Genomic DNA, 14,585 nt, shown 5'->3' on the forward strand with positions numbered 1-14,585 from the left:
TTGCACGTCGGGACACTGGGCGAAGGCCGACGGGATGACGGCGGCGGACACGGCCGACACGGCCACGCCCGACGCTGCGATAACCGCTGCTGAACCGATGGAACGAACGATGTGACGCGCGATCATGCCGCCATTGTGCCCAACCGACACGCCTCTTAAACACCGGAAACACCGGAATTACCGTGTTCTCATAAATTAATCGCCGCTGATGCGGACGGGCTGAGATCGGTTGCGCGCCGTACTCATCCGCCGCCGGTGTGGGAACTTCGCGCGCCTACCCCATCATCGAGACCGCCTCCTGAGCCGTCACGAGCGGGCCGGAGCGCGGGCCCGTGATGCAATGTGGTCTGCTACTTGTAGTTACGAGCCCGGGGCGCGGTGAAGCAGCAGCCGACCTCGGCGAGCGGCTCGAGTGGATGCGGCAGCGAAGTTGAATGCGATAGCGCAGGCTCTGCAAACGGTCACGGACCACGTGGCCAACCCGGCGCGGGTATCGGACCCCGATAGGTTGCGCGCCGCCGTCTTAGGCAAAACCGTCTTGGTGACCGGCGCCTCCTACGGCATCGGTGAGGCGACCGCACGCAGCGTCGCCGCGGCGGGGGCGACCGTCCTGGTGGTGGCCCGGTCCGAGGAACGGCTCCACGACCTTACGGCGTCGATCAACGCCGGCGGGGGTAAAGCGGTCGCGTACCCGACCGACCTCACCGACGAATCCGCGGTGAGCACCCTGACCAAGCAGATCACCGAGGAGCACGGCCCCCTCGACATCCTGGTGAGCAACGCAGGCAAGTCGCTGCGCCGCTCGTTGCACGACCAATACGACCGACCGCACGACTTCCAGCGCACCATTGACATCAATTACCTGGGGCCGGTGCGGCTGCTGCTGGGGCTGCTGCCGGCCATGCGCAACAACGGCAGCGGGCACATAGTAAACGTGTCGAGTGTCGGCGTGCGGGTGGTGCCGGGTCCGCAGTGGGGTGCCTACCAGGCGTCGAAGGGCGCCTTCGACCGGTGGCTGCGCAGCGTGGCCCCGGAACTGCATACCGACGGCGTCGATGTCACCACGGTCTATTTCGCACTGGTCCGAACCAGGATGATCGCGCCTACACCGTTGCTCGGCCGTCTTCCCGGACTGTCGCCGGACGAAGCCGCCGACGCCATCGCCAAAGCGATCATCGAGCGGCCGCGCACCATCGAACCGCCCTGGGTGCTACCGGCCGAGTTGGCCTCTGTGCTGCTGGCAGGCCCGGCCGACTACGCTGCGCGGGTGTGGCATCGCCGGTTTTTGACGCAGCCCGACACCGACGAGGCCGACGATGTCGAATGACCGCGTGGTGACCACCGCCGCCCGTGCCCTGCTGCGCTCCGGTCTGCTCAATCCGCTGACCCCGCTTGCGGGGTTTCGGCTTCTTCGCGAGGCCCGACGGGGTGGCACGAATCCCTATACGCTCTTGGCGGTCACGACCGCTCGTTGGCCCGACCGGACGGCGATCGTCGACGATGACGGCGCGCTGAGCTATCGCCAGCTGCAGCAAGCCACCGAGTCCCTGGCGAAGCGGTTGTCCGCCGACGGCGTCGTGCACGGACAGGCGGTCGGGGTGATGTGCCGCAATGGACGCGGTTTCGTCGCGGGCGTTTTCGCCGCCGCGCTGCTGGGCGCCGACGTAGTGCCGATCAGTACGGAGTTCCGCAGCGATGCGCTGGCGGCCGCGATGCAAGCCCACCGCATTTCGGCCGTGGTCGTCGACGAGGAATTCGCTGAGCGAGTCCGGGCCGCGGATGACTCGGTCGTCACGGTCGATCCGGCGACGGTCGGCACCGACGAGGGCGCGCGCAGGCCGAACGTGGCCGCACCCGGTCGCATCGTGCTGTTGACGTCGGGCACCACCGGGCAACCCAAAGGGGTGCCGCGCACACCCCAGCTGCGCTCCGCGGTGGGCGTGTGGGTGACGATCCTCGATCGCACCCGGTTGCGCACGGGCTCACGAGTCTCGGTGGCAATGCCCATGTTTCACGGGTTGGGGCTGGGCATGCTGATGCTGACATTCGCGCTCGGGGGCACGGTCCTGACCCGCCGTGAATTCGACGCCGAAGCCGCGCTGGCCCAGGCGTCGCTGCAGCGCGCCGACGCCTTCACCGCGGTGCCCGTCGTGCTCGCACGCATCCTGGACCTACCCGAGCGGGTGCGGGCACGAAACCCGTTGCCCTACTTGCGGACAGTGATATCCAGCGGCGACCGCCTCGACCCCGCTCTGGGCCAGCGGTTCATGGACGCCTACGGCGACATCCTCTACAACGGCTACGGCTCCACCGAAGTCGGCATCGGTGCGCTGGCCACGCCCGCGGACCTACGCGAGGCTCCTGAGACGGTCGGGAGACCCGTCGTGGGGTGCCCGGTGCGCATCCTCAACAAGGGCGGCAGGCCGGTTGGGCCGCGTGTGACGGGGCGGATCTTCGTCGGCGGCGAATTGACGAGCCAGGGCTATACAGACGGCGCGGCGAAAGCCGTCATCGACGGCATGACCAGCACTGGCGACATGGGCTATTTGGACAACGCGGGCCGGCTGTTCATCGTCGGTCGCGAAGACGACATGATCATCTCCGGCGGCGAAAACGTCTATCCGCGTGCGGTAGAGAACGCGCTCGCCCAGCACCCCGCCATCGCCGACAGCGTGGTGATCGGTGTCCCCGACGAACGGTTCGGTCAGCGGTTGGCCGCGTACGTGGTCGCCAAGCCGGGCGGCGAGATCGATGTGGCGGAGTTGCGCGAGTATCTGAAGGGCCGGGTCTCTCGCTTCGAACAGCCCCGCGATATCAACATCGTCGACGGCATCCCGCGCAATCCCACCGGCAAGGTGCTGCGCAGGGAACTGTCCGGCTAAACACGATCGTCCGCCTCATTACTCGCGCCGCTACACGGCGCTCGCCGTCGCCGGACCGAAGGCTCACTCGTCGCCGGGCTCGAGGGCGGCGACCTGCTTGGCCAGCCAGTTGGGTGCCAGCGCCGAGATCGCGGTGGCACCCGCCGTCGAACCCAGCACGCCGGACCAGGCCACCGGGCCCAACGGTGTGCACCCGAAGAACTGGCTGAGCACCGGGGTCTGCACGATGCCGACCAATACGCCCGCGCTGCCGAGCGCGGTCGCCACGACGAGCGGGCTGTGCCGGCGTGTCAGCAACGTCTGTGCCAGCTGCGTAGTCACCAGTGCGGTCAAACCCATTGTCGCCGTGCGGCGTTCGGTACCCGGTGTCCACCGCCCGATGGTCCAGGCGGCCGTCGCACCCGCGGCCGTGACCGCGCCACGAGAGACGATCTGACGCATGAGCGGGGCGTCGAGCGAAGGGGTGGGTCCGGTGAGCACCTCGCGGCGGTGCAGCCGGCGCGCCTCATCGGCGGCCTCGGCGGAGTCGTACTCGGCTTCGTCGGGTTCGACGTACTGCGACGTGACCGCCACCGCGAGCGCGGGGAACATGTCGGTGAGCAGGTTCACCAGCAACAGCTGGCGCGTCCCCACCGGTGCGCGGCCCTGACCGAAGGCGGTCCCGATGATGGTGAACAACACCTCGCCGACGTTTCCGCCCACCAGGATGGTTACCGCGTCGCGAACCCCGGCCCACATGCTGCGGCCTTCGACGAGGGCGTCCATCAGCACGCTCAGATCGTCATCAGTCAAAACGATGTCGGCGGCGCCGCGAGCGGCGGACGATCCCCGACCGCTCACCCCGATACCGACGTCGGCCATCCGGATGGCGGCGGCGTCGTTGGCGCCGTCGCCGACCATCGCGGTCACGCGCCCGCAGCGCTGCAAGGCCGCCACGATCGCCACCTTCTGTTCCGGGCTGACACGGGCGAACACCTGCACGTCGGCGACCAGCCGGGCGCATGCGTCCTCATCGAGCCCGGCCAGTTCGGCGCCGGTCACCACCTGCGCGTCCGCGGGCAGGCCCAGCTGCCGGGCGATCGCGCGCGCGGTGATCGGGTGGTCGCCGGTGATCAGCACCACGTCACGGTCGGCGTCCACCAGCGCTTCGATCAACGGGCGCGCCGATGCCCGCGCGGTGTCGGCCAAACCGACGTAGCCGAGCAATTCGAGGTGCTCCGCCGCGGCGTCCACCGCATCGGCATCGGTGTCATCGTCTTCGGTCTCGTGCTTCCAACCGCGCTGCGCCACGGCGAGCACCCGCAAGCCCTGCTCGGCCAGCCCCCGCACTACCGCCTCGGCCCGCGCTCTGTCAGCTTTCGGATCGGCGAACTTGCAGCGCGGCAAGATGACCTCGGGAGCTCCCTTGAGCACCAGCACCGGCGCGGGCGCGGACTCGCCGTTGTCGTGGCCCTCGGTGCCGATCGCGGCGGCGAAGCCGCGACTGGACTCAAACGGCACCTCGGCGAGCATCATCCAGTCCGAATCACCGTGGCCGTTCAGCGAACTCGCGGCGGTGAGAATCGCCTCGTCGGTGGCGTGCGCATGTCCCTGGCCTTGCTGCGGCTGAGCGGACGCGCGCGCGGCGGCGCGCAGCAGGCCGGCCGATTCGGGATCGGTCAGTTTCGGGAACGGGTCGTGCGGATCGACATCGTCGGGCACGGCGCACACCACCCTCAGCCGGTTCTCGGTGAGGGTGCCGGTCTTGTCGAAGCAGATGGTGTCGACCCGGCCCAAGGCCTCGATGGTGCGCGGTGCGCGGACCAGGGCCCCACGGGCCGTCAGCCGCTGGGCGGCCGACAGCTGGGAGAGGGTGGCCACCAGCGGCAGCCCCTCGGGGACGGCGGCCACCGCGATCGCGACGCCGTCGGCCACCGCCTGTCGCAGCGGCGCGCGGCGCAGCAGCGCCAACGCCGACACCGTTGCGCCGCCGGCCAGGGTGAGCGGGAGCACCTTACTGGTCAGGTCCCGCAGGCGGGCCTGGATTCCGGCCGCCGTCTCGACGTCGGCGACGGCCGAGATCGCGCGGTGCGCGGCGGTGCCGACGCCGGTGGCCACGACGATCGCGCGGGCATGCCCGGCGACGATGGTGCTGCCCTCGAACAGCATGCTGGCGCGGTCGGAGTCGTTGACGGCGACGGGATCTACCTGCTTGTCCACCGGAAGCGACTCACCGGTCAGCAGCGACTCGTCGACCTCGAGGTCTTCGGCGATCAGCAGGCGGGCGTCGGCCGGGACCACTTCGGGTGCGGCCAGATCGATGACGTCGCCGGGCCGCAGGGACTTTGCGGATACCGTCGCGGTTCGGGTCGCGTGGCGGGCGGCCTCGAGCCGGCGGCGCGTGGTCGCGACGGCCGGAACGACGACGCGGCGCACCAGCTGGTCCTGCTCGGCGAACAGCTCGGCGGCGGCGGCCTCGGCCCGCAACCGTTGCGCGCCACCGGTTATCGCGTTGACCGTCATCACACCGGCCACCAGCAGCGCATCGATGTTGCTGCCGACGATCGCCGACGCCGCCGCGCCGACGGCCAGGATCGGCGTCAGTGGATCGGCGAGTTCGGTCCTGGTGGCCGACGCCAGTCTGACCACATTGTGCAAGGGCTTGCGCAGGGGCTCCAGCGCGGGGCTGTACGACAGGTCGTCGAGACGGCGTCGCCAGGACGGCTCGGTTTCGACGGCCAGCGGCCGCGCCCCACCGGCCAGCCGCGAGTACACGATTTCGGGATCCAGTGCGTGCCAGGCGGTGAGCGGTTGGGGGGTGGGGTCGGGCAACCGGAGCACCCGGGCGGCCGAGAAGGTTCCCGCCAGCAGGGCGGTGGCCGCCGCGGCATTGACCGGGTTGAGCCAGCGCCGGAAGCTCACCGGGCTGGTGGCCTTCTCTTCTTCGCCGGTGACGAGCAGCAGACCCGCAAGCGTGGTGCCGCCCTGCGCCAGGTGCACCGCCGATTCGCTGGCCGACCGGGCCACCGGGATCGCCGACAAAATGCGCACCGCGTCGGCCAGGTCGGTGCCGGTGATGATGTCCGCCGTCCACGCCGTCGCGGCACGCGGATCATCAAGCGCCACACCGACATCGGCGATCGCAAGCGCGGCCAGGGTGTCCGTCGAGGCGAAGTCCCGGTGCAGTGCGGTGATCAGCAGCACCGGTCCACGATCGGCTCGCAGCTCACGGACGACGTTCAGCAGCGGCGTGCCGGGCGGATGCGTGGTGCCGACGCTGGCGGTGAGGTCCTCGGTGCCTGCGACGTGGCGCAACACCACCCGCGCGCCGGTGCGGTTCGCGGTCTGAAACAGCGGAATCGCGTAGGGGTCGACCTCCCAGCCCACGTCGACGCGGCCGACGCGTTCGCCGTCGACGATCAGGTCGGCGCTTTCCAAGCCCTGCGCCGGCGCCGCCGAAGACCCTTGAGTCCGAGCCCATCTCAGTCGCGCACCGGTCGCGGGCAGTTCGTCGGGGTCGGGGTCGGGCGCCTCTTCGCCGTGCAGCAGCGCGTCGGCCACCTCGTAGACCCGGTCGTCGTCCCAGCCGGGAGCGTCTCCGCGGACGCGCAAGACGGCGCGATGGTCGCCGCGCAGCGCGGCGCCGTCGATAACGACAACCTTGACCCGGTCCAGGCGGCGCAGGGCGCCCGGGTCCAGAACCAGTTGCCCGGAATTGGCCAGCCCGCGGCCGAGTATCGCTGCGAACGCCTGGCGGCCCATATGAGCGGCCCGGGGCACCCCGGCCTCGATGGCCGCGGCCGCGTCCTCGATGCCACCGCCGGCGACCAGCGCGCTGACCGCGGCGATCAGCGAGCCGTTGGCCGCCGAATCGACATAGCTTTCCACCGGGCCGGCCATCGAGCCTTTGGCCTTGTCCATCGCGGCGTCGATCGTTCCGCCGACCACGACGTGGGAGGCCTCGCCGGCCGCCGCCGCGGCCCAGCTGTGCCGGGGCACCTCCGACTTGGCCGAGGAGATGACCGGAACCACCGGAGCCTGCGGCCGATCAGGGGAGGCAAGCTGCGGCTCGCGGTCGCGCCACACGCGCCGGTGCGCCGATGCCTCGGAGACCTGCAGGGTGCGTTGCGTCAGGTCGAGCATCGGGGTGCCGAACGATTGGGTCAGACCGTGGGCGGCCGCCGTCGTCGCTGCCAGCGCGATGTCCGTACCCACCCGGCCCAACCGGCCCTCCAGGATCGAGACCATGCGCGGCTGATGATTGATGAGCGCGGCCGCGGCGCGGGTGGTCTGCGGCGCAGCGGGCAGCCGGGTCACCCATCCGGTGACCGCCGCGCCTATAGCGACGAGATCCATCGCCGCCGCGGTCAGCGGCACCAGAATCGCGAGCGGGTTACCCGGGTCGGCGAACGGTGCGGAAGGCAGTTGCGGCTCCGACTTCGACCACGTGATGTCGGCGGCGATCGAAGACACCCCCGCGCGCACCTCGTCCAGAACGGCGCTGACGTCTGCGCCATCGGACAGTTCGACCACCAGGCGGCCCAGCGAGCCCTCGACGTGGGCCTTGGCCACACCGGGGATTCGCCGCACCGGCTCTTCCACGGCGGGCGCGTATTCGTGCCAGCGCGGGAACGGCAGCAACGGATCCAGGTCCAGGTGCACGCGGTTCCCGCTGTGCCAGCGCACCGGCGGCACGATGGCGGCGCGGGAACCGTCGGAGGAGCTGTCGAATCCGATCGCGTGGCCCGTCGTCTGGGCGACTGATTGAATGACCGGGCCGGCGAGCTCGGTCACCGGACTGACCAGCGCCTGCAGTGCGCCAGCGGCCCCTGCCGCGGTGGAAACACTGGCCCGCACTGCCTGAGCGGCTCCGCCAGCAACACCAGCGACGACGCCGGAAACGCCGGGAATCTTCACTCGCCACCCTTCAACTTCGTCTACCGCCCGCAATGATCCTGGCGTCTGGAGGGGCTGTCCACACGTGGGCGGGAAGGTAAAACCATGCGACGACACCGATGACGATGCAGGTCGGGCCTCCCTTATTGGGCAAGGGTGCGAATACGTCCCCCGACCAAGGTTACCGGGTTGGCGCCAAACCAAACGTGCTGAACAAGGCGGGGTCGAGGAAGACGGTGATGCCGGCGATCCCGGTAGCGCCGGTGGTCAGGACACTTCGGCAAGCACGAGCCGTAGCGCTTGTTCGGTGAGCCCGACCCCACCGATCCCAGCGACATCCGGTCGTCGCGCGAAGACCAAGTGGCGCAGCAGGTTCGGTAATTCTCGGCTGCTCCCGAAATGGACTGATAAAGGTGGGAAAACACGAATGCGCGGTAGCCGTCGAACGGCTACTCGCGCATATTCCGCTAAGAGAATTAGGCTATAAAATTCGGTGGTTCGCCCGGCCAACCTGATAGCCGGCGGGGAACGATTTCTCGATGACCTGGAGTTGGTGATCCACCCTGGATTCCAGCTCGAGCACGACGCAGTCGCTGAGGGCTTTCGATTCGAGAACTATGTACCGCTGACCACAATCGGTGATCGGGTCGCCCGAGTGCAATTTCTCGACCGGTACCGACTCCGCAGTTGCATCTGCCTCCATGCATGACACGTTAGGTCAATTCTGCATTTGAGGGAATAGACCGCTACGTCGCGCCGGGCCCCCGCTGCTTGAAGAACACGCTGACGTGAGAGATCAACCCGTCGCTGTTCTGCTCGAAAAGGATGCATTCGGGCCAGGTGGTCGCGACGTCATCGATCTCGAACGTCTCGGACAGCTCGGCGTACGACACCCGGGAATCCACGTGCGAGACCCGCTGCACATTGAGCCGATGGCCCTGCAGATTGGTGCAAACCTTGCGCAGGTAGGCGACATAGTGTGCCTTGCCCTCGACCACGTCGCAGAACGGGCCCTCCCGGGTAAGGCCGTCCCCGGCGATGGTGTCGGCCAGTCCGTCCCAGTCGTGAGCAGCCAGGCATTCCAGGTAGCGTTCGACCACTTGGCCTTGGGCGCCCATATTTTCTCCACTCGCTGGTGAGTCCACGGTAAGCATGGCGTCGTTGCCAGACTAGATCGATTGCCCGACTCCTTTTCGCGCCCCTGCGCGGCGCGCCTCGTCGTCGGGCTGGGTCGATTGCCCGACTCCTTTTCGCGCCCCTGCGCGGCGCGCCTCGTCGTCGGGCTAGGTTCCTCTCATGAGCTGGTGGACCGTCCACGCCGAACGAACGCTGTCTGAGCACGTGCCCGCGCCGCCCGACGCCGTCCGGGACTTCTACGTGAATCTGGACAACATCAAGCTCGTGCATCCGTTGATCGTGTCCGTGGAAACGGTGTCCCGCAGCGCAACCCCAGACGGCTACCAGCAGACCTACCGTGTAGTCGATCGGATTCCGTTGGGGCCGTTGACCTTACGAACCAGCTATCAGGCACGGCTGCGAGTGCCCGCGCGCGGTGACGTGCTGACCGAGGCCGATCAGTCGCCGGGGGTGCGGCTGCGCGGCACGGTGAGTTTCGATCCGGTCGACGGCGGCACCCAAGTCACCGAGCGGATAGGGATAACCGCCCCGCGGCTACTGGCCGGCGTGACCATCCGCGAAGGGGTCAAGGCCCACGTCAAGATGCTGGCCGGCATCCGCAGTCACTTCGAGTTAGGGAGGTCGCGATGAAGTGTCGTGCCGCTGTCCTGGACGGGGTCGGCAAAGACTGGGACATTCGCGAGGTCGATCTCGATCCGCCCCGCGCCGGTGAAGTCCTGGTACGCATGGCCGTTGCGGGCATCTGCCACTCCGACGACCACCTTGTCACTGGCGATGTGTTGCCGACCCCCGAGGTGCTGGCCTCAACCGGTATCCCCGAGCCTGACTGGTTCCCGATGCTCGGTGGTCACGAGGGCGCCGGTGTCGTGCAAGAAGTCGGGCCGGGTGTGACGGCGGTGCGGCCTGGGGACCACGTCGCGATGTCGTTCATTCCCGCGTGCGGCAATTGCCGGTTCTGTGTAAACGGCCAGAGCTACATCTGCGATGCCGGCGCCACTTTGTTCGCCAGGGAGATGCCCGATGGGACCTGTCGCCGGCATCTCGGCGACGTGAACCTCATGGCTTACGGTCAACTCGGCACGTTCGCCGAATACGCCGTGCTGACCGAAAGATCCGTCATCAAGATCGACGCCGCCATCCCGTTCCACGCCGCCTCACTCGTGTCGTGCGGCGTCAGCACCGGCTGGGGCTCGGCGACGGTATCGGCGGGCACCGAGCCCGGCGACACCGTGGTGGTCATCGGTACCGGTGGTGTGGGAATGAACGCCCTGCAAGGGGCCCGCGCCGCCGGCGCCACCTATGTCGTTGCAGTGGATCCCGTTGAATATAAACGGGATTCGGCTAAAATCTTCGGGGCCACGCACAACGCCTCCTCCGCCGAGGAGGCCATACCGCTGGTGGCCGACATCACCGCGGGAGTCATGGCCGACCGCGTCATCGTGACCGCCGGGGTTGTGCACGTGGACTTGATCCCGTTGGCCATGAGGCTGCTTCGCAAAGGCGGGACATGCGTGGTCACCGGCATCACTCCCTACAGCGAGCCCGCCGTCCCGCTCATCCTGCAGGAGATGGTGCTGTCCGCCAAACATCTCAGGGGAGCGCTCTACGGCGGCATGAATCCGCGCACCAGCGTGCCGTTGCTGTTGTCGATGTATCAGGCGGGAGCACTAAAACTCGACGAGTTGGTCACCCGGCACTACCAGCTCGACCAGATCAACGATGCGTTCATGGATCTGCGCGACGGCCGTAACATCCGCGGAATCATCGAGTTCGCCGATCTTTGACCAAGCCGGCCGGGTTCACTGTGCAAACCGGGCCCGCAACTCCCGCCTGAGCACTTTGCCGTAGCTGTTCTTCGGTAACTCGTCGACGAATTCGTAGCGCTTGGGCCGCTTGAAGCGGGCGATGCGCCGCAACAGATGCGCGTCCAACGACACGGCATCCACCACGCCCACGATGAACGCGACCACCACCTCGCCCCACTCGTCGTCGGGAGCCCCCACCACGCATGCCTCGCAGACGCCGGGATGCTCGAGCAGAGCCTCCTCCACCTCGCGCGGGTAGATGTTGCTACCACCGCTGATGACGACATCCTTCGACCGGTCCCGCAGCGTGAGGAAACCGCGGGAGTCGAACGATCCCATGTCGCCGGTGTAGAGCCAGCCGTCTTTGAGCGTGGTGCGCGTCGCATCGGGATTGTGCCAATACCCGGACATGACCGCGTCTCCGCGGCAGACGATTTCGCCGATCTCGCCCACGGGGGCGCTGCGCCCATCCGGGTCCAGCACCGCGACCTCCATCCCGGACCGCGCATAACCGACCGAACCCAGAATCGCGTCGTCAGCCGAGTCGTGGTCGGCGCGGCGCAGCCCGGTGATGGTCATCGGTGACTCGCCCTGCCCGTAGATCTGCGCGAAGACGGGGCCGAACGCCGCAATCGCCTTGCGCAGGCTCTCCACATACATCGGCCCGCCGCCATAGATGATCGCCTGCAGATTGGCCGGACGGCTGCGACCGGTATCCACCAGCCGCTGCACCATCGTCGGTGCCAGGAACGTGCTGACGGCCGGGTGGCGTTCGCAGAGGTCCAGGAACTCGTCGGGCTCGAACGCGCCCGACTCGGGCACCACCTGGCGGGCGGCGCGCAGGACGTACGGCAGGACATAGAGCCCGGAACCGTGCGACATCGGTGCCGCATGCAGCAGGGTGCAGTGTTCGTCCGGAGCGTCGATGTCGGCGAGGTGCGCGACCGTCATCGCCATGAGGTTGCGGTGCGACAGCATCGCACCCTTGGACCGGCCGGTGGTCCCGCTGGTGTAGAACAGCCACGCCAGCGCAGCCGGATCGGTGTGCGGCGGGTCTGTCGGCGGCGTGGCGAATCGCCGCGAATAGCTTTCGGAATCAATGGCTTCCGTCGGTACCCCGGTGAGTGGTGCCAGGCCGGTATGGATAGCCGATGAGGCGAACACTCGGGCCGCGCCCGCATCGGCGAGGATCTGCGCCATCTCGCGCGGATGCAGCTTGTAATTGATCGGGACGGCGACGCATTCGGCGGCCCAGGTCGCGAACATCAACTCGATGACCTCGGGGCGGTTGTGGGTAGCGATGGCGATCCGCGCGCCCGCACCATCCTGTTGCCGGATCGATGCGGCCAGGCGTAAGGCCCGGTCGCGCAACTGCACCCACGTGCACACGAGGCGATCCCCGTGATAGATCGCACCACGATCGGAAAAGCGGCTCGCGGCCTGATCGAGGAGGGCAAACAGGTTCATCGCTTGATCCACTGCGCCGACAACGCCGACTCCGAAAGATACTTCGTCGAGCTCCAGCCGCCGTCGACCACGATCGTTTGGCCGTTGATGAAACTCCCGCCCGGCGAGCACAGGAAGGCGACGGTGCTGGCGATGTCTTCGATGCGGCCCAACCGCTGATGCGGCGTCATCTCGGTGTTGATCTTGCGGAAGCGCTCATCTTTCAAACGCTTTTCGACCATCGGCGTCACCGTTACCCCCGGCGCGACCGCGTTGCAGCGGATGCCGGATGCGCCGTACTGGCAGGCGATGTGGGTGGTCAGCGCAGTGAGCCCGCCCTTGGCGGCGGAGTAGGCGCCGCCGCGCAGCCCGCCGACGACCGCGAACGTCGATGTGACATTGATGATCGCCGAGCCGGGCGCCATGTGCGGCAGCACCTCGCGGGCGAGCCTAAACGGTGCGCGCAGCATCAGGCCCAAGAAGTAGTCCAGGGTTTCGTCGTCGGTTTCGTGTAGCGGCTTCGGGCTGCCCACTCCGGCGTTGTTGATTAAAAAGTCGATGTGACCCCACCGGCCGACCGCGAGGTCCACGATGCGGCGCGGCGCGTCATCGTCCGTGAGATCCACGGAGAGTGTCGCGATCCGATCCGGATCATCGACCGCCCTTTCCAATTCGGTCAACCGTCCCTCGTCACGACCGGTGCCGACGATCGCCATACCCGCCTCGGCGAGCTTGGTGGCGCACCCCAGGCCGATGCCGCTGCTTGCTCCCGTGACGATTGCGACCTGCATCTCACCCATCCTTAATCTCTGCGCGCCGACCCGCCGCGCCCGGCTTCGCCCCGCTCGCGATCGCCACGTATCAGCGACGCCCGGATCTGATGCTTGAGTATCTTGCCCGCGTCGTTCTTCGGCAGGGCGTCCCAGATCACCACTTTTTCCGGGGCCTTGAACTTGGCGACCCCCTTGCTCACCAGGAACGCGAGCAGGCTCGCAACATCCGGGGTCTCGGCACCCGCGCAAACGATTACCGCACAGGCACGTTCTCCGGTGCGCTCGTCGGGCAGCCCGACGATCGCGATTTCGGCGATGCCGGGATGGTCGGCGAGCAGGTCCTCGACCTCCTTGGCCGAGATGTTCTCGCCGCTGCGAATGATGACATCCTTTGCGCGGCCGGTCACGACCAGGTACTCGTCATCGATCCAGCGCCCGAGGTCCCCGGTGCGGAAAAACCCAGCGGCATCGAACGCTTCGGTGCCGTCATCGGCATGACGGTATCCCAAGAGCATCTGCGGACCGCGCACGCAAATCTCCCCATCGCCGTCCGACGCCGCTTCGTGCGCGACGAGTTTGATCTCGGCGATCCCTGGCCTGCCGTCGGTTTCCGCCGCGCGATCGGCTTCCTCCGGCCGGGGGGCGCCGACCGTCGCGACGGGCACCTCCGTGCAGCCATACACCCGGGTGACCACCGCACGATCGAAATACCGGGCGGCGCTGCGGATCAGCGTCGGCGACACCGACGCACCACCGCAGATGAACATCTTCAGGTCGGGCATGCGGGTACCGGCGCGCTGCGCGGCGGACATCAGCTGTTGCAGAAACGGTGTGGCGCCGGCCATGTGGGTACACCGGTGCGAGCGCATCAGCGCGACCGCCTTATCTGCATCCCAGCGATCCATCAGCACCGCGGTCGTGCCCAGTAGCAGTGGGCACTCGAACGCATATATCGAGCCGCCGATGTGGGCGACCGGCGACGGCACCAGGAACGTGTCTCCCGGCGCGATCATCCACGGGTCACGGATCTGACGGATCAGCGCGTGCACCGAATTATGCGTGTGCAGGACGCCTTTGGGCCGGCTCGTGGTGCCGGAGGTGTAGAGGATCAATCGCACGGCATCGGGATCCAGCGGCGGAAGCGTCGCGGGGCCCGGCGCCTGCTGCAAGAGGGTCGCGTACGCCGTGTGCTGCCCGGCGTCACCGCGAAGCACCACCACTTCCGGCGCGCGGCTCATCGCGGTCGTCACGCGTTCGAGCATCGCCACATAGTCGTGGCCGCCGTATTGATACGGGACGAAAATCATCGCGGTCTCGGCGTCTTCGAGGATGTAACGCAGGTCGTGGTCGCGCAGCGACGGCAGGATCGGGTTCACCACCATCCCGGCGAGGGTGGCGGCGAGGTAAACGACGGCGCTCTCGTGCCAGTTCGGCAACATGAATGACACGGTGCCGCCCGGCGGCATGCGTGCCAGCATTGCGCTGGCCAGCGCGGTGGCCTGACTGGATAGGGCGGCGCAGTCCAGTCTTGTGTCCTTGTCCACCAAAAGCGTTCGCTGAGGCGATGATTCCACGGCCGCGCGCAGTGCATCAGCCAGCGTCGTGTGTACCCACCACCCGCGCCGGTATGCCTCCGCCGCACGCCCCGTGCCGGCCCGGGCGATCAT

General features: G+C 67.9%; 10 protein-coding genes and 1 pseudogene. 4 read left to right on the plus strand and 7 right to left on the minus strand.

The window, feature by feature from the left end; genetic code table 11:
• Positions 1-126: pseudogene (locus AC5Y4F_RS21135) on the minus strand (cutinase family protein); the annotation flags it as partial.
• 304 nt (positions 127-430) lie between these two features.
• Here AC5Y4F_RS21135 and AC5Y4F_RS21140 point away from each other — a divergent pair.
• Together AC5Y4F_RS21140 and AC5Y4F_RS21145 are read left to right on the plus strand one after the other, a co-directional pair.
• Positions 431-1,327, plus strand: a complete 897-nt coding sequence (locus tag AC5Y4F_RS21140) for an SDR family NAD(P)-dependent oxidoreductase (RefSeq protein WP_197520517.1) — start codon at positions 431-433, stop codon at positions 1,325-1,327.
• Positions 1,317-2,882 (plus strand): AMP-binding protein, encoded by a 1,566-nt coding sequence (locus AC5Y4F_RS21145; protein WP_067932975.1) that lies wholly within the window; start codon positions 1,317-1,319, stop codon positions 2,880-2,882. The genes AC5Y4F_RS21140 and AC5Y4F_RS21145 overlap by 11 nt, the downstream gene beginning before the upstream one ends.
• Positions 2,883-2,945: 63 nt before the next feature.
• Here AC5Y4F_RS21145 and AC5Y4F_RS21150 read toward each other — a convergent pair whose 3' ends face one another.
• From AC5Y4F_RS21150 to AC5Y4F_RS21160, 3 genes are all read right to left on the minus strand, one after another.
• Positions 2,946-7,778: a cation-translocating P-type ATPase gene (locus AC5Y4F_RS21150; RefSeq protein WP_499998360.1), complete on the minus strand. Its 4,833-nt coding sequence runs from the start codon at positions 7,776-7,778 to the stop codon at positions 2,946-2,948.
• 460 nt (positions 7,779-8,238) lie between these two features.
• Positions 8,239-8,460, minus strand: coding sequence for a hypothetical protein (locus AC5Y4F_RS21155; RefSeq protein ID WP_067932971.1), 222 nt, complete (start codon positions 8,458-8,460; stop codon positions 8,239-8,241).
• Positions 8,461-8,503: 43 nt separating this feature from the next.
• Positions 8,504-8,875, minus strand: coding sequence for a nuclear transport factor 2 family protein (locus tag AC5Y4F_RS21160; protein ID WP_067932970.1), 372 nt, complete (start codon positions 8,873-8,875; stop codon positions 8,504-8,506).
• Between the two features lie 178 nt (positions 8,876-9,053).
• On the opposite strand from AC5Y4F_RS21160, the gene AC5Y4F_RS21165 reads away from it, so the two are divergent.
• Together AC5Y4F_RS21165 and AC5Y4F_RS21170 are read left to right on the plus strand one after the other, a co-directional pair.
• Positions 9,054-9,524, plus strand: coding sequence for an SRPBCC family protein (locus AC5Y4F_RS21165; protein ID WP_067932969.1), 471 nt, complete (start codon positions 9,054-9,056; stop codon positions 9,522-9,524).
• Positions 9,521-10,678, plus strand: coding sequence for an NDMA-dependent alcohol dehydrogenase (locus AC5Y4F_RS21170; protein ID WP_067932968.1), 1,158 nt, complete (start codon positions 9,521-9,523; stop codon positions 10,676-10,678). The genes AC5Y4F_RS21165 and AC5Y4F_RS21170 overlap by 4 nt, the downstream gene beginning before the upstream one ends.
• Before the next feature lie 15 nt (positions 10,679-10,693).
• Here AC5Y4F_RS21170 and AC5Y4F_RS21175 read toward each other — a convergent pair whose 3' ends face one another.
• From AC5Y4F_RS21175 to AC5Y4F_RS21185, 3 genes are read right to left on the minus strand one after another with little or no spacing between them, the layout of a single operon-like run.
• Positions 10,694-12,166 carry an AMP-binding protein gene (locus AC5Y4F_RS21175; RefSeq protein ID WP_499998366.1) on the minus strand — a complete coding sequence of 491 codons (1,473 nt, stop codon included), beginning with the start codon at positions 12,164-12,166 and terminating at the stop codon, positions 10,694-10,696.
• A complete protein-coding gene (locus tag AC5Y4F_RS21180; RefSeq protein ID WP_499998370.1) occupies positions 12,163-12,945 on the minus strand; it encodes an SDR family NAD(P)-dependent oxidoreductase in 783 nt (260 codons plus the stop codon). Before AC5Y4F_RS21180 ends, AC5Y4F_RS21175 begins: the two co-directional genes overlap by 4 nt.
• 2 nt (positions 12,946-12,947) lie before the next feature.
• Complete coding sequence (locus tag AC5Y4F_RS21185; protein WP_499998590.1) at positions 12,948-14,585, minus strand: AMP-binding protein; 1,638 nt, start codon at positions 14,583-14,585, stop codon at positions 12,948-12,950.

It is taken from the genome of Mycobacterium sp. NGS56, from assembly GCF_059812425.1.